At 26.0% G+C, this 17,373-nt stretch carries 19 protein-coding genes; 7 read left to right on the top strand and 12 right to left on the bottom strand.

Annotated elements, in window-relative coordinates; translation table 11 throughout:
* Positions 1 to 64: 64 nt before the first annotated feature.
* The 5 genes from ACFIJ5_RS14755 to ACFIJ5_RS14775 form a co-directional block, all read right to left on the bottom strand.
* Positions 65 to 1,000, bottom strand: a complete 936-nt coding sequence (locus ACFIJ5_RS14755; protein ID WP_379809624.1) for an L-lactate dehydrogenase — start codon at positions 998 to 1,000, stop codon at positions 65 to 67.
* A gap of 96 nt (positions 1,001 to 1,096) precedes the next feature.
* On the bottom strand, positions 1,097 to 2,188 hold the full coding sequence (locus ACFIJ5_RS14760; RefSeq protein ID WP_379808375.1) for a VanZ family protein: 1,092 nt from the start codon (positions 2,186 to 2,188) through the stop codon (positions 1,097 to 1,099).
* Between the two features lie 32 nt (positions 2,189 to 2,220).
* Positions 2,221 to 3,576 (bottom strand): AAA family ATPase, encoded by a 1,356-nt coding sequence (locus ACFIJ5_RS14765; protein ID WP_379808377.1) that lies wholly within the window; start codon positions 3,574 to 3,576, stop codon positions 2,221 to 2,223.
* Between the two features lie 224 nt (positions 3,577 to 3,800).
* Positions 3,801 to 4,553, bottom strand: coding sequence for a copper homeostasis protein CutC (locus ACFIJ5_RS14770; RefSeq protein WP_459253877.1), 753 nt, complete (start codon positions 4,551 to 4,553; stop codon positions 3,801 to 3,803).
* The gene (locus ACFIJ5_RS14775; RefSeq protein WP_379808381.1) at positions 4,553 to 5,527 is read right to left on the bottom strand and encodes a N(4)-(beta-N-acetylglucosaminyl)-L-asparaginase; all 975 of its coding nucleotides are present in this window, start codon (positions 5,525 to 5,527) and stop codon (positions 4,553 to 4,555) included. Before ACFIJ5_RS14775 ends, ACFIJ5_RS14770 begins: the two co-directional genes overlap by 1 nt.
* Positions 5,528 to 5,938: 411 nt before the next feature.
* Here ACFIJ5_RS14775 and ACFIJ5_RS14780 point away from each other — a divergent pair, with 411 nt between their 5' ends.
* From ACFIJ5_RS14780 to ACFIJ5_RS14795, 4 genes are read left to right on the top strand one after another with little or no spacing between them, the layout of a single operon-like run.
* Positions 5,939 to 6,310 carry a GntR family transcriptional regulator gene (locus ACFIJ5_RS14780; protein ID WP_379808383.1) on the top strand — a complete coding sequence of 124 codons (372 nt, stop codon included), beginning with the start codon at positions 5,939 to 5,941 and terminating at the stop codon, positions 6,308 to 6,310.
* 25 nt (positions 6,311 to 6,335) lie between these two features.
* A complete protein-coding gene (locus ACFIJ5_RS14785; protein ID WP_379808385.1) occupies positions 6,336 to 7,190 on the top strand; it encodes an ABC transporter ATP-binding protein in 855 nt (284 codons plus the stop codon).
* A gap of 4 nt (positions 7,191 to 7,194) precedes the next feature.
* A complete protein-coding gene (locus ACFIJ5_RS14790; RefSeq protein WP_379808387.1) occupies positions 7,195 to 7,851 on the top strand; it encodes an ABC-2 transporter permease in 657 nt (218 codons plus the stop codon).
* A 28-nt stretch (positions 7,852 to 7,879) separates the two neighbouring features.
* Positions 7,880 to 8,521 (top strand): ABC-2 transporter permease, encoded by a 642-nt coding sequence (locus tag ACFIJ5_RS14795; RefSeq protein ID WP_379808389.1) that lies wholly within the window; start codon positions 7,880 to 7,882, stop codon positions 8,519 to 8,521.
* A gap of 739 nt (positions 8,522 to 9,260) precedes the next feature.
* Here ACFIJ5_RS14795 and ACFIJ5_RS14800 read toward each other — a convergent pair.
* A complete protein-coding gene (locus ACFIJ5_RS14800; protein ID WP_379808391.1) occupies positions 9,261 to 9,563 on the bottom strand; it encodes a Dabb family protein in 303 nt (100 codons plus the stop codon).
* Between the two features lie 384 nt (positions 9,564 to 9,947).
* Between ACFIJ5_RS14800 and ACFIJ5_RS14805 the strand changes: the two genes are divergently transcribed.
* Positions 9,948 to 10,832 carry a polysaccharide deacetylase family protein gene (locus tag ACFIJ5_RS14805; RefSeq protein ID WP_379808393.1) on the top strand — a complete coding sequence of 295 codons (885 nt, stop codon included), beginning with the start codon at positions 9,948 to 9,950 and terminating at the stop codon, positions 10,830 to 10,832.
* A 77-nt stretch (positions 10,833 to 10,909) separates the two neighbouring features.
* Here the strand turns inward: ACFIJ5_RS14805 and ACFIJ5_RS14810 are convergent, their stop codons facing one another.
* Together ACFIJ5_RS14810 and ACFIJ5_RS14815 are read right to left on the bottom strand one after the other, a co-directional pair.
* Positions 10,910 to 11,794, bottom strand: coding sequence for a CPBP family intramembrane glutamic endopeptidase (locus tag ACFIJ5_RS14810; protein WP_379808395.1), 885 nt, complete (start codon positions 11,792 to 11,794; stop codon positions 10,910 to 10,912).
* A gap of 260 nt (positions 11,795 to 12,054) precedes the next feature.
* Positions 12,055 to 12,930, bottom strand: coding sequence for a YitT family protein (locus tag ACFIJ5_RS14815; RefSeq protein ID WP_379808397.1), 876 nt, complete (start codon positions 12,928 to 12,930; stop codon positions 12,055 to 12,057).
* Between the two features lie 292 nt (positions 12,931 to 13,222).
* On the opposite strand from ACFIJ5_RS14815, the gene ACFIJ5_RS14820 reads away from it, so the two are divergent.
* Positions 13,223 to 13,855, top strand: a complete 633-nt coding sequence (locus ACFIJ5_RS14820) for an ECF transporter S component (RefSeq protein ID WP_379808399.1) — start codon at positions 13,223 to 13,225, stop codon at positions 13,853 to 13,855.
* 189 nt (positions 13,856 to 14,044) lie between these two features.
* Here ACFIJ5_RS14820 and ACFIJ5_RS14825 read toward each other — a convergent pair whose 3' ends face one another.
* The 4 genes from ACFIJ5_RS14825 to ACFIJ5_RS14840 all read right to left on the bottom strand — a co-directional run bounded on the left by ACFIJ5_RS14825 (position 14,045) and on the right by ACFIJ5_RS14840 (position 16,191).
* Positions 14,045 to 14,233, bottom strand: coding sequence for an ATP-binding protein (locus tag ACFIJ5_RS14825; protein WP_379808401.1), 189 nt, complete (start codon positions 14,231 to 14,233; stop codon positions 14,045 to 14,047).
* Positions 14,208 to 14,390 carry a hypothetical protein gene (locus tag ACFIJ5_RS14830; protein ID WP_379808403.1) on the bottom strand — a complete coding sequence of 61 codons (183 nt, stop codon included), beginning with the start codon at positions 14,388 to 14,390 and terminating at the stop codon, positions 14,208 to 14,210. Before ACFIJ5_RS14830 ends, ACFIJ5_RS14825 begins: the two co-directional genes overlap by 26 nt.
* A 349-nt stretch (positions 14,391 to 14,739) precedes the next feature.
* Positions 14,740 to 15,447: a hypothetical protein gene (locus ACFIJ5_RS14835; RefSeq protein WP_379808405.1), complete on the bottom strand. Its 708-nt coding sequence runs from the start codon at positions 15,445 to 15,447 to the stop codon at positions 14,740 to 14,742.
* A gap of 90 nt (positions 15,448 to 15,537) precedes the next feature.
* Positions 15,538 to 16,191 carry a hypothetical protein gene (locus tag ACFIJ5_RS14840; RefSeq protein ID WP_379808407.1) on the bottom strand — a complete coding sequence of 218 codons (654 nt, stop codon included), beginning with the start codon at positions 16,189 to 16,191 and terminating at the stop codon, positions 15,538 to 15,540.
* A 260-nt stretch (positions 16,192 to 16,451) separates the two neighbouring features.
* Here ACFIJ5_RS14840 and safA point away from each other — a divergent pair, with 260 nt between their 5' ends.
* Positions 16,452 to 17,075, top strand: coding sequence for a SafA/ExsA family spore coat assembly protein (gene safA / locus ACFIJ5_RS14845; RefSeq protein ID WP_379808409.1), 624 nt, complete (start codon positions 16,452 to 16,454; stop codon positions 17,073 to 17,075).
* Positions 17,076 to 17,373 lie beyond the last annotated feature (298 nt).

Raw genomic sequence — 17,373 nt, forward strand, 5'->3', positions numbered from 1 at the left:
ACATAAATTAGACTACACTATTATTATACCAAGTTTTATATTAAATTCAATACTTATTTTTATATTATTTAATATTTAAACTTTTTAATACCTCTGCAGATTTTTGAAGATTTTTTAATTCTTCTTGTGAAAGATCTATTTCAAGTAAATTTTTCACACCACTATTTCCAACTATACATGGTGCTGCCATATAAACATCTTCTATACCATATTCACCAGTATATAATGTTGATAACGGTAAAACTGTATGTTCATCAGTAACTATAGCTTTAATTATTCTTGCTACAGCAGTAGCTATACCAAAAGAAGTATATCCTTTTCCTCCAACAATATCAAATCCAACTTCTTTAACTTTTTGTGAAATTTTTTCTTTAATCTCATCATTTATTTCAAAACCTAGACTTTTTAAATAATCATCTAATTTTATTCCTGACACTGTAGTAGAACTCCATGCTGCTACTTGAGAATCTCCATGCTCTCCGAGTATATATGTAGATATTTTTCTATAATTTATACCATATTTTTCTCCTACAAAATACTTTAATCTTCCTGAATCTACCACTGTACCTGATCCTATAACTCTTTCTTTTGGAAAACCTGAAAGTTTATAAGTTTGATACGTTAATATATCTACAGGATTTGCAACTACTATAATTATTGCATTAGGATTATATTTGACCACCTGAGGTACTATTTGTGCATTTATTTTTAATCCCTTATTTAAAACATCTAGTCTTGTTTCTCCACTCTTAGGTTGAGGTCCTGCTGTTATTATTACTATATCAGAATCTTTTGTGTCACTATAATCACCATATTTTACATCAATATCTTCTATAAATGCAGTTCCATGTGCTATATCCATCGCTTCTGACATTGCTTTTTTCTCATTTATGTCTACTATTACAACCTCTTCAGCTAACTTCTGAAGCATTATAGCATAAGCAGTAGTCGAACCTACAAAGCCAGCGCCTATTACAGATATTTTTGTGTTTTTAACTATCACTACTATTCCTCCTGTATTTAAAAAGTTAAATTTTTCAAACGGTATGTATTATATCATATTGCTATCTATTTTTCCAATATATCATAGTACATATTATTTAGTTATTACATTTTTTGTTTTACTAATTTCCTCATAAAATAATCTTTTATCCTTTTTAAATATATGAAGTAGTATGTGTACAAAAAATATTAAATCAAAAATAATTAATACAGCAATCATAATAAAAATTAATAAAGGCCATTGTATATTTCTATTTAATGAAATAGCCTGTGATAACAAATAATTAAAACCAAATACACCATAATACAAAATACTATATCTAGTTACTGCTTCTTTAAATGATAATCTATCTTTTTTACCTTTTATTTTTATTCTAAGTATCCATTTACCAAAAGTTTTTCCATTAGTTATATAAACAATTAAGATAAAATATACAAATACAAGTATAGCTTTAAAGAGAATATCTGTTTTTAATGATGGAAAAATTAGTTCAAGAATAAACCAATCTATTGAAAATGCAAGTAATCTTCTAAAAAAGCTTACAGGTATTGATTTTAAATCAATGTTTTCATCTAATTGATCAGCTTTTGGAAAAAAATATGTAAACATAGGGGCTATCTTATACCCTATATATCCCCCAAGAGTATTCAAAATCAAATCATCCACATCAAATATTCTATAAGGAGCATTATAAAATCCATACAATGCACTTACCTGAGTTACTTCAAAAAATAAAGATATAGAGAAACATATTAATACTGTTTGTTTTAAATTTTTCTTAAAATAATACCTCAAATATATACCAAGAGGCATTAATAAAATTGCATTAAATGCTGCTTGAAGGAATGCTCGTTCCTTTACTATATTTATATAAGTAGATGGTTTTGAAAAAACTACTTTTGTTTCTTTTAAAAAATCAAAAATAAAATTAAAAGGCATTAATTGATAATATTGAACATTGATAGGCTGCAAACTTCTCACATCATGTGTTTTAGGAAGAGGAAGTATTACTAAATAGTAAGCTGCTAATAAATACAATAAAAAAGAATATAAAATAAAAACTCTAAATTTATTTATATATCCATGCTTTCTATATTGATATATAACAAATGGAAACGTAAATAAAAAAGCTAAAATAGGAAATGTAATTAAAGCTATCTTTATAGGAAATAAATATGTCTGCATGATATACCTCCAATTTTATGTTATCTTATGTTTTATATATTTTTTAAATCTTTACTTGAAAAATTATTCATAATACCTTTTAAATATTTATTAAAATTACTTATTTCGTCATTTATATCTCCTTGAAACAAATCATTTTTCAATTGACTTTTTGGTGTATTTACCTTTTGTTTTATTCCTTCATATAGATAATCCCAATAGATAGATTTTATAACCTCATTAGGTATACCTAACTTCACTTCATCTTCAGAATTACTTTTTATTGTAAGCATTCCAAGGTAAAACAATAGAGAAATAAAGTTTTTCTTTTCTTTATAAATATTATCAATATTAAATCTTTCCTTAACTTCTTCACAAATACCTTTATCTGTCATAATGTTTTTCATCAATGTTTTATCCTTAAAATTAATAGCTATTTCTTTTACCTTACTATAATCCATCTTTAAATTATTATCAATAATATCCGGATACTTATTATTTATCTTTATTTTCTGTAAAAAATATAAAATTATATTAGGATTATATATTTCATTTTCACATTCTTTACTAAACTTATATCCATTATAATATAAGTTCATATCCTCTAAAATATTATTTTCATCTACTTCTTCACCAAGTTCAAGTTCATATACTATTTCCTTCATCTCTTCTTCATTAAAACCCATCATGTCATTTAATTTTTCTTCTAAAGTAAGATTAGCTAATATATTCATACTACTGTTAAGTTCATCTAACATTATTGGAGCTGTCCCTGTAACAAATATTCTATCTATACTCTCACCTGCACTATCTTTTAAAACTTCATAAAAACAGCGCACAACACCTCCATTACGAAGTAACTCTCTATATAATTTTGTATCAAATATTATTAAATCATTTGTAAAACTATCATAATCATCTATTAAAAGAAATATTTTTTTGTGCACTTGACTTGCTAAAGTTGAAATGTATTTTATTGCTTCAACGGAATTCTTTATATGTTGTGGCATACCACTAATTCTTAAAATGCTTTTGTATTTATTAATAAATGCTGAAACTTTATGTTTTACTTCATAATTAAATTGTTGAATAAATTGTTCCTTAGATGTTCTCACAGAAATTCCTGAAAAGTTAAGTTTTAAAATTAAATATTTATTTTTATTATTTGTATGATTTTCTCCTATATACTGCCTTTCAAATATTTCTTCAAATTTATCTTCCTTGTTTATATCATAATAATTTTCAAGCATTGATATAAATAAACTTTTACCAAACTTAATAGGCCTTACAAAAAATTGATATGGTGGATATTCCTCCAACATTTCTATATATTTTGTTTTATCTATATAAATATAATTTTCTTTTATTACTCTTTCAAAATTAGATATTCCATAAGGTATTTTTTTCATTCTAACCACACCCCATTTATTATCTTATTCAACTTTATTTGTTCTTTATACTTTATACTTTTTACTCTATATTTATATTATCTCTCTCCCTTTTTAATTACAAAATACAAATAATTAACTCAACTGTCGCAATATATCATTTTCCTTCGCTAGACAGTATTTTATTACTCCGAAAGTTGAGTAGTTAGTAATCCAACTTTCAACTGTCTTTTTTCTTCGTACTTTTAAAAAAACTCATGAACGATTTTCACTAATTCTTTAACTAGATTAGAATCCACCACTTCATATGCATAGTCATCATCACTATAGGCATAGCTAACATGATTTTTAGTAGTAGTTTTATCTTGCAGCCATTTCTTACAAGAACTATGGATTTGAGTAATACCTGTATACTCCATAAACTTTTTAGCATTCTTAAAATTCATTCCACTGCCTGCTAGAATTTGAATTTTATCTCCATATTTTTCTTGTAAATCCTTTAATAATTCCATTCCTTCAACAGCTTTTGCTTCTAAACCACTAGTTAGAATTCGGTCTGCACCAAGCTTTATTAAAGTTTCAATTGCTTCGTAAGGATCATTAACACAATCAAAAGCTCTATGAAATACAGCTTCTTTTTCTTTTCCATAGGACTTAATAATATCAATCACTTCTTTTGTTTGTGAAATATTGATATTACCGTCATCATCTAAAAGTCCAAATGCTATTCCATCAGCACCGTGTTCCAACATACACTTTACATCTAACAACAGTGTTTCATATTCCTCTTTGTTATAGCAAAAACCAGCCCCTCTTGGTCTTGCCATACAAATAACCTTTAAATCAGTATTCTTTTTTGTCAAAACAAGACTTGCAATACTAGGAGTTAATCCTCCCATATATAAAGCACTATTTAATTCAACTCTATCTGCTTTTCCCTTATAAGCTTCCATGCAATCATAGAAACTTCCGCAGCATACTTCTATTATTTTATTTATCACTTTTTAATTTTGCCCCCTTCTCTAGCTAATGGTGTAGTTATTATCTTTATATAGTTATCTAGCCACTCTTTACTAGCCCTTTCGTGAATACATTTGCCATTTACATTTTTAGTTAAATATACAATTGGCTCTTGATTTTCAGTAGTAACTACAAATGAAAAACCTTCAATGTTTGTAGCTGCTCCCCATTCACCCTTGTTATTCATGGCAATTACTGACAAATCTCCTACCATACCTCTTCTTTCTTTAAGTTCTTCATCTAATTTATTTACGGCTATTTCGCAAGCTTCTTGAGGATGATGACCTTCCTTCATCAAATAAACGATTTCATAAGAAATACATCCCTTCATTAAATCTTCTCCAAGTCCTGTAGCACTTGCTCCACCTACTTTAGAATCTACGTAAAATCCTGAGCCGCAAATAGGGGAATCCCCAACTCTTCCTTTCTTCTTCATAAATAAACCACTGGTTGAAGTTGCTGCAATCATATTACTATTTTCATCAATACATACCATACCTACAGTATCATGTCCACTATAAGGTTTAATCTCCTGTTCTTTTATTTCTTTAACACGGTTGTAATAATGAATTTTAGCACGCTCTGTTAACATATTTTTACGCTGAAAGCCTTCCTTATGAGCAAATTTTTCTGCTCCTTCACCCACTAATAAATTATTTACTTTCTCCTTACTTAAACGTCTTGCAATACTAATAGGATTAGCAAAATCTTTAATTGCACCAACTGCTCCCATATCAAATGTAGTACCATCCATATACCCAGCATCTAATTCTACTTCCATTTCTTCGTTAGGTAAACCACCATAACCTACAGATTTATAAAATTCAAAATCTTCTACTTCCTTAATTGCAGTTTCAATTGCATCAGCTGCACATCCCCTATCTTTTAAAATTTTTCTTCCTTTTGTAATGCCTTCAACAGCCATATGCCAAGTTGCAATCATCCCATACATTTTAAGTTCCTCCCTTATATATCTAGTATGCAATACCACACACTAACTTATTTCAATATATTTATATATAGAAACCCTTCTTCCTAATTTTACTAAATAAGTATCATAATTTACAAGATATAAAATTAGTTTTTTACATATATAGAAAACTAATTTTAAATATTTATTATTCAACTTTCACAAGTGAAAAATAGCCGCTGCGGGAAATAATATCTTGCTCAGAAACCATTCACTTCAGTAACAAGTTCAAATGTTTCTTACGCAATATATCATTTCCCTTCGCTAGACAGTATTTTTTTATTGCAGAAGTTGAATTTATTATTGACAAGATAATATATTACCGTATATACTGTATATATAATATATAAACAGTATATACGGCGTATAAAATTAAAACAAAGGAGTATAAAAATGAAAATTCTTATTTCTAACTCGTCCGGACAACCAATTTACGAGCAAATTTTAGAGCAAATAAAAGCTTCAATATTAAAAAATGAATTAAATGAAGGAGATACGCTTCCATCAATAAGGAACTTAGCGAAAGAATTACATATAAGTGTAATAACAACCAAACGTGCTTATGAAGAACTAGAACGTGAAGGATTTATAGAAACTGTAAGAGGAAAAGGTTCTTTTGTAGCTCCTCAAAATAAAGAATTATTAAAAGAACAAAAGTTAAAAATTATCGAAGATAAACTGTCTGAAGTAGTCTATGAAAGTAAATTATTAGGATTAAACATTGACGAAGTTATACAAATGTTAAAAATATTATTCGAGGAATAGTACTTAATTATTAGGAGGTTTAGAAATGGAAAATATTCTAGAAGTAAAAAATTTAAGAAAAGAATATGATACTTTTACATTAAACAATATTAGTTTTAACTTAAAAAAAGGTTATATTATGGGATTTATAGGACCAAACGGTGCAGGAAAAAGTACTACTATAAAACTTATTATGAATTTAATAAGAAAAAACAGTGGTGAGATTAAACTTTTTGGACTTGACAATGTTAAAAATGAAAAGGAAATAAAAAATAGAATTGGTTTCGTATATGATGAAAATTATTATTATGGAGAATTAAGCATAGAAAATAATAAAAAAATAATAGCTCCATTTTATAAAAATTGGGATGACAATATGTTTAAACATTATCTTAAAGAATTTAATTTAAATCCAAAGAAAAAAATAAAACAACTTTCAAAAGGTATGAAAATGAAATTTTCATTAGCAGTTGCACTTTCACATAATGCAGATTTAATTATTATGGATGAACCAACTTCAGGACTTGATCCTGTTTTTAGAAGTGAAATTCTAGATATCCTTTATTCACTTATTCAAGATGAAAACAAAAGTATATTCTTTTCCACACACATTACTACAGATTTAGATAAAATTGCAGATTATATTACTTTTATAAACAAAGGAAATATAGTTTTCTCTCAACCTAAAGACGATATATTGGAAAATTACAGAATTATAAAAGGTGGTTTAGAGCTTTTAAATGAAGAAAATAAAAAACAATTCGTTAGCATAAGAAAAAATTCATTTGGCTTTGAAGCTCTTACTAATAATATTCAACAAGTTAAGAAAATTTTTAAAAATAATATACTTATCGAAAAACCTACTTTAGAAGATATTATGGTTTATACAGTAAGGGGGTAGCAGGATGATTTCTTTAATAATGAAAGACTTAAGATGTACTCTTATTAAATGGAATATATGTTTTTATATTTTTTATGTTTTTTTTATAACATTTACTATGGGAGATACTAATCCAAAAGGAACATACTTAATTATTATATTTACATTAGCATATTTTACACCAATTATGTCTTTTGTATATGATGAAAAATACAAAACAGATACTATTATTAACTCTCTTCCTGTAACTAGGCATCAAGTAGTTATATCAAAATATTTAAGTATTTGTATTAGTATTATATTATCTGTTATATTTTCTGCATTAGTATTGTTAATTACCAATACTTTAGGTATTAGTTCTATTGATGTAATACAAATAGATATGATAAAGAAAATGATTATTATTACTTTTTTAATGAGTTCTTTAATATTTCCATTGTGCTTTAAATTTGGATATAGAAAAGCTAAATTTTTTTTCATTTTTCTTTATGTTGCCTTAGTTAGTAGTTTATACAATATCTTTTCACCAAATAACACTGATGGCTTGTCTACAAAAATAATTACCTATATAAATGCATTAACCTCAAATCAAATTATTTTAGCATTAATTGTGTCCTCTATAGTTATAATTTCAGTTGTAATATCTATGACACTTTACGATGCAAAAGATATTAGTTCATAAAGGATGTGAAAATATGTTTAATCTAATAATGAAAGATTTTATGCTTTCAACAAAAGTAAATATTTTCTTATTTATATATTCAATTTTTATTTCAATTGCAGGAATTACATTTGGAAAATCTCCAGGAATTTTATATATTTTTGCAATGATGATGTTTTCATATATATCCGTATTGTATACAAATGGGTATGACGATAAAAATAATAGTGAAATTATTTTAAATAGTTTTCCTTTAGATAGAAAAACTATTGTATCAAGTAAATATTTAAGCTTAATTTTTTTCATTATACTAAGTGGTTTTCTCATTGTTTTTTTTACAAATGCTGCCGTTTTGCTAGGTGTAAAAGCAACTGCACGAACTGCTAATTTATGGGATATCATCATAACCTTTAACATTACAGCATTATTTTTTTCTATCTATTATCCAGTATATTTTAAATTTGGTGGACACAAATTAAAATTATTAAATAATTTAATTTATATGTTAATAATTATTTTACCTGCCATGGCAAGTAAAATATTAAAAAAATACTACTCTACAGATTTTGTTCAGTGGCTAATTAACTTATCTTTTCACCAAATTAGTTTAGTCTTTGCTGGGATAATTCTAATTATTTTATTTCTGTCACTAAAACTCTCTCAAAAAATTTATTCCTCAAGAGAATTTTAATAATAATTAAGAATCAACTCAACTTTTGCAGATGAAAATGATCGCTGCGTGAAATGATATCTTGTTTTTGTACTGCAAAAGTTAAATGAATAATTAATAACTCAACTTTCGCAGTAAAAAAACACTGCTTAGCGAATGGAAATGATATATTGCGTAAGAAACATTTGAACAAACAACTAGTAATTCTTGGTCTAAAAATTCACAGTATATTAGACAACATTTTTATATTATAAAATAAAACCTTTTGCCTGTGGTAAATATCTATATAGTGTATAGGATATCATTGGAACAAAGTCTACAAGTTCTTAGTCTTACGAATTTCAAAAGAGTTATTTTCTGATAATCAATTCCTTTGGAATATTTATAAGAAAATCTTCTTTTGAATATGAGTAAGACTTAGAACTTGTTACTGAAGTAACACGATTCCTAACACTATATAGATATTTACTTCACAGGCTCTAGATACTTATTATCAGCACAATTTTTAGACCTTAGAATTACTTTGTGAAGTGAAATGTTTCTAAGCAAGATATCATTTCCCGCAGCGGCTATTTTTCATCTGCGAAAGTTGAGTTAATAATTTTTGTTCAAGGCTTTGTGGACTGATTACTTAGCCTTACCCTTGAAAAAATCCTCTAATTCTTTTGTTGTTATTCTATCCATTACTTGATCATAATTTAGCTATTATTGCTTCATTCAATCCTACTGTGCTACATAATATCCTTCTGCTCAAAAGTGTCTATTTTCTATAGTCTACGGCTACTCTTTGTTTAGATACAGCCTTTATAAAATCAACTACCTCTAAATGTAATGGATTTTTTGCATATCTGTTTAATGCTTCAAAATCTTCCACTTGAACCTCTAAAATAACATCAAAATTTGATTGTGGTGCATTCTCATCATTTATTCCAACTTTTATGGCCTTTATATCTTCTATCTTATCTTTTAACCCTTCCAAAAGTTCTTTCATTTTTTTAGCATTTTCTTGCTTATTATGCTCTTCAGTTTCACAAAGTTGCCACATTACAACATGTTTTATCATAACTATTTCCCCTTTCTTTAAATTATATATCCTCAACACTTTACATTAAAAATTACTGTTATACAGCTATATACAAAATAATACTGTTACAAACAATATATTTTATTATTCTATATAATATATTATTTATCCTCTGCCTAGTTGTAATATTAATGATGTTATTATTGCAAGATTGTTAATATTATACGAATACTATTCATCTTTAATACATTTATTTACATAATATTAGTTTTTGATTTATTTATTTCTATATTTGTATTATAATACATGTAGACTATATAAAATAAAAAATATGTTAGTTATACTATTAACTTCATTTACTCTTCATTTAACTTTCACAGATAAAAATAGTCGCTATGGGAAATAATAACAGGGGGCTTAAAAATGAGTTGTATTTTTAATAATAGTACTAATCGAAGAAAAGGTCGTAGAAAAAGAACTAATAAACCAAAAAAATTAATTAATGTTTTTTGTTTATTTTTTTTAATAGTAATAATTTTTACTGGTAAAAATATGCTAATAAATAAAAGTCAAAGTACACAAGGAGTATATAAAGCACAAAAAACAGCTTCTAATGTTACTAATATTGTAAAACATAAGAAAAAAAATATTGAATTAAACAAATATAATAGAAAATATAAAAATTATAGTATAGATGCTTCTAAAGCTTATACATTGGCTAATAGTAAACTAGCATTTTTAACCTTTGATGATGGACCTACTCCTAATGTTACTCCTGAAATACTTAATGTTTTAAAAAAATATAATGTAAAGGCTACTTTTTTTGTTTTAGGTAACTTAGTAGAACAAAATAAAGATATATTAAAAAGAATTGTAAATGAAGGACATGCTCTTGGAAATCATTCATATAGTCATGACTATCATAAAATATACAGCAATATTAATTCATTCGTAAATGAAATAAATAAAACTAGTGAAACCATAAAAAATGTTGTTGGAGAACACTATGTACCTAAACTAGTACGATTTCCTGGCGGATCTTTTGGAAAAGACAAAAATATATTTAAAAACAAATTAAAACAAGAAGATTATTCTTATGTAGATTGGAATGCTTTAACTGGTGATGCAGAAGGACAGAATATTCCTCCTTTAAAATTAATAAATAACTTAAAAAAAACTACTGCAAATAAAAAGCATGTTGTTATATTGATGCATGATGCTGCCACTAAAAAAACAACCGTACAAGCTTTACCTGGTGTAATTGAATATCTAAAACAAGAAAAATATAATTTTAAAACTTTGAAATAAATTTATAAAGCCTATGAGTAGATACACATTTACTCACAGGCTTTTAATCATACCTTTATACTGTATTACAATATTTTTTAACCAGCAATTTCTTCGTACATTTTATCCTCAGATATTCCACAAAGTTCATTTTTATTTTTCTTATATAATTTATATGCTAATACTAACATTACTAATCCTATAACAATAGGTATAATACTAATTATACTAAATTTCCCCAACGTAGTAGTTTGTTGTAGTATTCCACTAGTTATAATTCTTAAAGTATTGTTAATAAAATGTGCAAACATGCATAAATACAAAGATCTAGTCTTTATAAAAATTATTCCAATAAGTGAACCAAGTAAAAAAGTATTTACACCTTGAATCACATTTCCATGCATAATAGCAAAAAATAATGCAGAAATTATAACAGCTAATACTGGATGTACTTTTTTTGAAAGTCCATTTAATATAATTCCTCTAAAAAATGTTTCTTCAAATATAGGTGCTACTACTGCAACTGAAATGAACATTATAATTGGTGTTTTAGATAACTCTTCAAAATGCTGCTTCACAACTGGATTTAGCCCTACTTGCGAAACTAAATGCTCTAAACTATTATCATATATCAATCCGTATCCCATTACCATTAGTATTACAATACCTAAATATTTAAATTTGATTTTAGTAAATTTTCTTCCTTCTTTTATATTCTCTTCATTTTCTAGTGATTCTTCTTTCACCTTAACCCAATTTATCACAATCACAGCAACTAACAAATAGGTAATTATCTCTGCTATAAGATTTACAATAGGAACTATACTTTTATTTGAATGTTCTAAAATCACACTTATTATAACTCCTGGAATTGAAATTATATTGAGAAGTATAAAAATCACTAAGAAAACTCCTACTGATCCCCACACTCCAAATTCCTGTATTTTAATTTTTCCTGTTTCTATAGACTTAAAAAAATTCATAACTTGCCCCCTCTCACTAAAAATAATCCATATATTTATACACAAAATATCATATTTTGTTGAAATTGTAAAGTTTTCTGACACATAATGCGGAAATTATAAATTCATATGGTACAATTAATTTTACTCAAACTCATTATTTAATGAATTTATTTAACTTTAAACCAACAAACTCTTTGAAAAACTTTATAATTTATTTAATAATAAGAAATTCTAAGCTTCAATGAAGTAAAAACTCCTACTGAAGCTTAGAATTCTATTTATGCTAATGGACTTTCAAATCCTTTTCCTTGCACTTCTGCAGTATCAACAATAGAAATAAATGCATTGTTATCAATAGACTTAATAATCTGTTTAACCTTTGGTAACTGTCCAAGTGATACTATACAATACATGACATTTCTTTTATCTTTTGTATATGCACCTTCACCATATAAAACTGTTATTCCTCTCTTTAATTCATTCATCACATAATGTGAAACTTCTTGTTGTTTGTCTGTTATTATTAAAAGCATCTTTTGTCTATTAAATCCTTTGATAACCTTGTCCATACAGAAAGATGCTAAATACATTACAATCAAAGTATATAATCCAACTTTAAAGTTAAATAATATAGAACCAATAGCTACTATTATAAAATTAATTACAAATGCTGAACTTCCTATATCCATATTATATTTTTTCTTTATATACATACTTATTATATCCATTCCACCTGTAGATCCATAATTAGTGAACACAATGCCAAGGCCAATTCCATTTAATATTCCACCATATATACAATATAATAATTCATTAGCTGGAACTACAGGAACTAATACTTTAGTTAAAAATTGTGTTCCAATAAGTGCACCTGAAAATGCTAAAGTTCCTACTAAAGTAAACGTAGTAAATTTCTTATCTATCTTTAACACACTTAATAAAAATAATGGAATATTAAGTAAAAGAGTAGAATATCCTACAGGAATTCCTGTTAAGTATTGTAGTATAAGACAAAATCCTGATAATCCTCCACTCAATAAATTACAAGGAATTATAAATAAATTTATCCCTATAGCTGTAATAACACTTCCCAAAATTATCATTATACATCTTTTCATTATTTCTGATTTACTCATTTGTAAATATGCGCTCATTTTATTCCCCTCCACTACTTAATAATTTAAAGTTAGTATTTATTTAAAAAACGTTTTCTCTTATGCACAAGAACATATTCTATATCTTATTTATGAAAATATCAAGACATTTTTTTATTTACTTTATTAAATTTTTAACAATTTTCTATTGATTTTACATTAAAACCTGCTATACTAAATATGGGTTAGAAAGAGATGGTATTTTATTCAAAATCATACTCTTATCCTAATAAACTTTATAACAAAATTTCCAAATTATATCCTATTGGAATAAGAATGGAGGAATTATAAAATGAGCGAGAAAATTTTAAGTAAAAGAAAAATTTCTACAAAACAAATCACTATTATTGGAATGCTTTCTGCAATATCTATTGTATTAGGAGTAACAGGGTTAGGTTACATACCTATACCACCTGTTCATACGACTATAATGCATGTTCCTGTAATAATTGGTTCATTACTTGAGGGTCCTGTTGTTGGCGCCTTCTTAGGTTTAATATTTGGGTTAACAAGTATGTTTCAAGCTATAAAAACACCCACACCTGTTAGTTTTATATTCTTAAACCCACTTGTAGCAATAGTACCAAGAATTTTGATAGGAATTACACCTTATTATACTTACAAAGTATTAAGCAAACTACCATTTAAAATAAATAAATCAAAATCATCTAAAGGTAAGCATACTGTGTTAGATTATATGGATTCAATACTATCTATAGCTGTTGGATCATTCACAAATACAATAGGTGTTTTAGGTATGATGTATATTCTTTACTTTGATGCATTTATAAAAGCTTTTGGATACACTAGAGCTGTTGGTAATGGGATTTTTATAGGATATCTTTTAAACGGATTCGTATCAGCTGGAGCAGCTATAGTAATTGGTTTGCCTGTAGTAAAAGCTGTTAAATACTTAAAAAAATAATTAAGCTACTACCTGTTGATATAATATAAATATATATGACAGAGTACAACTAACAGATAAGAATCCTTTACTGTTTACTGTATTCTGTCATCTTTTAATTATAAATATAACTTTCAGAAATGAAAATAATCGCTGCAAGGAATAATATATTGCTCCGAAACCTTTCCCTTTATAAAGTAATTCTAATATCTAAAAATTTGTTTTATTTATTTTTATGTAAAACGAAACTCCCTCATCTTCATTACATACTTCAATATTACCCTTATGAAAGTCTACAATACACTTTACAATATACATTCCAAGTCCAAAATTTCCTTTTTTTCCTTTAGAAAATGCCTTGAAAAGATTTTCTTTAATCTTCTTCTGTATTTTCTCCAATTTTCTTCACTTTTCCCTGAAGTTTGACAAGAGATTTTGTTAAATATTTAGCACAGCATACAGCCACAATTAAACTTATAATGACTGCCAAAATCATAATTAATATTAATTTTTTAAACAAAGTTATAACTAAACTATTTCTATAAGTATCTCCCATATATGAAAATATAAATGCTTGTTTGCCCTTTAAATTAAACTTGCAAATTTCACAAAAAATTTTTTTTCCTCCTACTACATCAACGTATCTTTCGGTTTCACTTTTTTGATTTTTAACCTTTTTTTCTATTTCCTTTAAAAATTCTAAAATTGGAAATGTAAATTATATCATAAAAGATAGAGAACAGTAGTAATCCTACACTGCTCTCCATCTTTTAAGGTGTTTAAATTTAATTTATATTTTAGGATAGTTATTTGCAACTTGATTAATTATATTTAAACTTTACAATTTTATGTTAATATAAATAACAATATCTATTTTTAACTATTAAATATCCATTGTTGATCTTTTATAACTCTTGTTTTGATTTTATAATTTCTATTTTTTCTTTCAAGTTATTATTTTTCTCTTTACTTTTTTCTAAAATAGTATTAAATGTACTTTTAACTTTTGCTGCATCTTTAGCTTCTACTGCTTCTTTAAAAGACTTCCACGTTAACCTCATTTCTTCTATTTTAGATTTATTAGCTTCAATCTTTTCTGCTCTCTTACTCTTATATTGATCTTTTTGGCTTTTAAATTGATCTTTCATTTCTTGTTTTTTCTTATGAATATATTCTTTTGCCTCATCTTTTGTCATTTCCCCATTTTTTACTTTCTCTTTTACGTCACTTAAATCTTTATTTATTTTTCCTTTATATTCTTCTTTTTCTTGTTGTCTATTTTCTTTATTGTACAGTTTCAATTCTTTCAACTGTGTTAATAAATTTTTTCTCTCATTAGCAACTGTATCCCATTGAGATTTAATTCCTGGTACTACAGAATCCGCATTTTTCATAACTTCATCAAGATTTTCTATACGCTTCTCAAATCTTTCAATTTTATCTCTTTTAATTTTTTTCCTATTACCATTATTTTTTTTCTCATTTTGACTAAATACTAAATTATTTTTTTGAACATTATCGTTTGTTGAATCTCCTACCGCATATACTACACTTGGCACCATGATTGATACAGCAAGAATTGATGGTAAAATAAATTTTTTCCAATTCATCATAATTTTCATCTCCCTATTCTTTTATTTTTTTGTATAATCAAATATGCTAATTTGATTATAATAAAAGAATTTAGAATAATTATCACAAAATTATGTGAAATTATGTGATTTTACTTGTATATTACTTGATTTTTGGCAAAATTCTTTTTTTAATTTTTGTATATATTTTTTCATCTTACTATCAGAAAGTATTCTAAGCTCATCATAAGCTAAATAAAAATTAATACATATAATTCCTGAAAATAAAACTAAAAAATCTATAATAACAGCTAAATTATACTTGAATCCACTTAAAGATGATATACCAATTGTTATACCAATCAAAACACTTATCCATATAGTAAAAAATACTAATTTATATTTTTTACTATACTCCTCATTCCATCTTTGTAAAGATGTATCTATTTTTAGAAAAAATTTGGCTGCACAAAATAAATATTTTTCTGCTTCTTGAAAATTTGTTACTCCATATGTTAAAAGTTCAGCTGGGAATTTTTTTGTAGCTTCATTTCTGTATAAATATTTAAGGTTTTTCTTAAAATATCTATTCACTATATAACTTAATTCTTTAATGTACTCATAATTATCCTGAATATACTTTTTGCTATCTTTACAATGCATACTTCTATTAGTTAGTGTTAAAATTATATCTTTTATCATTTTAGTGTATATTAAACATTTGCTATATCTTTTTTTCTTTTCTTTTTTTGAATTTTCAAATTTTGCATATATAACTTTTCCCACTACTTATCACCCTTTTTATGATAACTCTTTATATAATTTTTATTCATTCTAATACTCCCCTAATCACTTATTCTATATTATGATTGCAATCCCTTCTACTTTTTGAAAACATTTACTAAAATTATATTTAATCCTATTATAAAAAGGAATTTTTAACTAATTTCTGTTTCTTGAATAAAAATAACACACAATTAAGACAATATTAATAGTATTAGTTAATTTAATGTGCAATATTATATAAAATTAGGTAGGTGATACTTATGAAAAAATTTTTTACAACAATAATGATAAGTTCGTTTTTAATATTTTTTCCAATTAAAGTTTCTGCACAATCTATAACTTATACTGTTAAATCTGGGGATAGCATGTGGAAAATTGCTGTTAAATATCAAATTGGGTTAAGCGAAATTATACAAGCAAATCCTCAAATTAAAACTCCGTCTCTTATTTATCCTGGACAAAAATTGACTATTCCTAATATCAATGACATTAAAGCAATTGAAAATGAAGTCATTAGACTTGTTAATGTTGAAAGACAAAAAGCAGGAGTTCCTGCACTTAAACAAAATTGGCAGCTTTCAAGAATAGCAAGATATAAATCTAAAGATATGGCTGATAAAGGATATTTTTCACACACTTCTCCAACATATGGTTCACCTTTTAAAATGATAGAATCTTTTGGAATTAAAGCTTCAGCTGCTGGTGAAAATATAGCTTATGGTCAACCTACTCCTAAAGCTGTTATGAATTCTTGGATGAATTCACCTGGACACAGATCAAATATTTTAAGTTCTTCTTATAGCGAAATAGGCGTTGGAGTGGCAAAAAATAAAAATGGAGTGTATTATTGGACTCAAATGTTCATACACCCAAGTAATAGATAAAGTAGAAATTAAAAAGAACAAAGTATAAATAATGAAAGTTTTTCTCAAAAAAACTCCTTATTTGTTCTTTGTTCTTTAATCTTTGTACTTTTAATTTTATGAACTACCAATATTTATGTTTTACATCTCAAGCATTCAATATTCTTTTTCATAAATAATCACTCCCTTTATAATCTTTACTTATATATTAGTTATTCATTATTAACTCAATTTTCAAAGTGAAAAAATACTGCTTAGCGAAGGGAAATGATATCTTGCGTAAAAAACATTTGAACAAAGTTTACAAGTTCTTAGCTTT

Source organism: Haloimpatiens myeolchijeotgali (genome assembly GCF_042688525.2).
Lineage (GTDB): Bacteria > Bacillota > Clostridia > Clostridiales > Clostridiaceae > Haloimpatiens.

Coding starts and splice junctions, on each gene's coding strand:
- ACFIJ5_RS14795 (WP_379808389.1), top strand. CDS start 7,880: ATGAAAGATTTTATGCTTTCAACAAAAGTAAATATTTTCTTATTTATA.
- ACFIJ5_RS14820 (WP_379808399.1), top strand. CDS start 13,223: ATGAGCGAGAAAATTTTAAGTAAAAGAAAAATTTCTACAAAACAAATC.
- ACFIJ5_RS14835 (WP_379808405.1), bottom strand. CDS start 15,447: ATGATGAATTGGAAAAAATTTATTTTACCATCAATTCTTGCTGTATCA.
- ACFIJ5_RS14775 (WP_379808381.1), bottom strand. CDS start 5,527: ATGTATGGGATGATTGCAACTTGGCATATGGCTGTTGAAGGCATTACA.
- ACFIJ5_RS14815 (WP_379808397.1), bottom strand. CDS start 12,930: ATGAGCGCATATTTACAAATGAGTAAATCAGAAATAATGAAAAGATGT.
- ACFIJ5_RS14810 (WP_379808395.1), bottom strand. CDS start 11,794: ATGAATTTTTTTAAGTCTATAGAAACAGGAAAAATTAAAATACAGGAA.
- ACFIJ5_RS14785 (WP_379808385.1), top strand. CDS start 6,336: ATGGAAAATATTCTAGAAGTAAAAAATTTAAGAAAAGAATATGATACT.
- ACFIJ5_RS14765 (WP_379808377.1), bottom strand. CDS start 3,576: ATGAAAAAAATACCTTATGGAATATCTAATTTTGAAAGAGTAATAAAA.
- ACFIJ5_RS14760 (WP_379808375.1), bottom strand. CDS start 2,188: ATGCAGACATATTTATTTCCTATAAAGATAGCTTTAATTACATTTCCT.
- ACFIJ5_RS14780 (WP_379808383.1), top strand. CDS start 5,939: ATGAAAATTCTTATTTCTAACTCGTCCGGACAACCAATTTACGAGCAA.
- ACFIJ5_RS14800 (WP_379808391.1), bottom strand. CDS start 9,563: ATGATAAAACATGTTGTAATGTGGCAACTTTGTGAAACTGAAGAGCAT.
- ACFIJ5_RS14830 (WP_379808403.1), bottom strand. CDS start 14,390: ATGGGAGATACTTATAGAAATAGTTTAGTTATAACTTTGTTTAAAAAA.
- safA (WP_379808409.1), top strand. CDS start 16,452: ATGAAAAAATTTTTTACAACAATAATGATAAGTTCGTTTTTAATATTT.
- ACFIJ5_RS14790 (WP_379808387.1), top strand. CDS start 7,195: ATGATTTCTTTAATAATGAAAGACTTAAGATGTACTCTTATTAAATGG.
- ACFIJ5_RS14805 (WP_379808393.1), top strand. CDS start 9,948: ATGAGTTGTATTTTTAATAATAGTACTAATCGAAGAAAAGGTCGTAGA.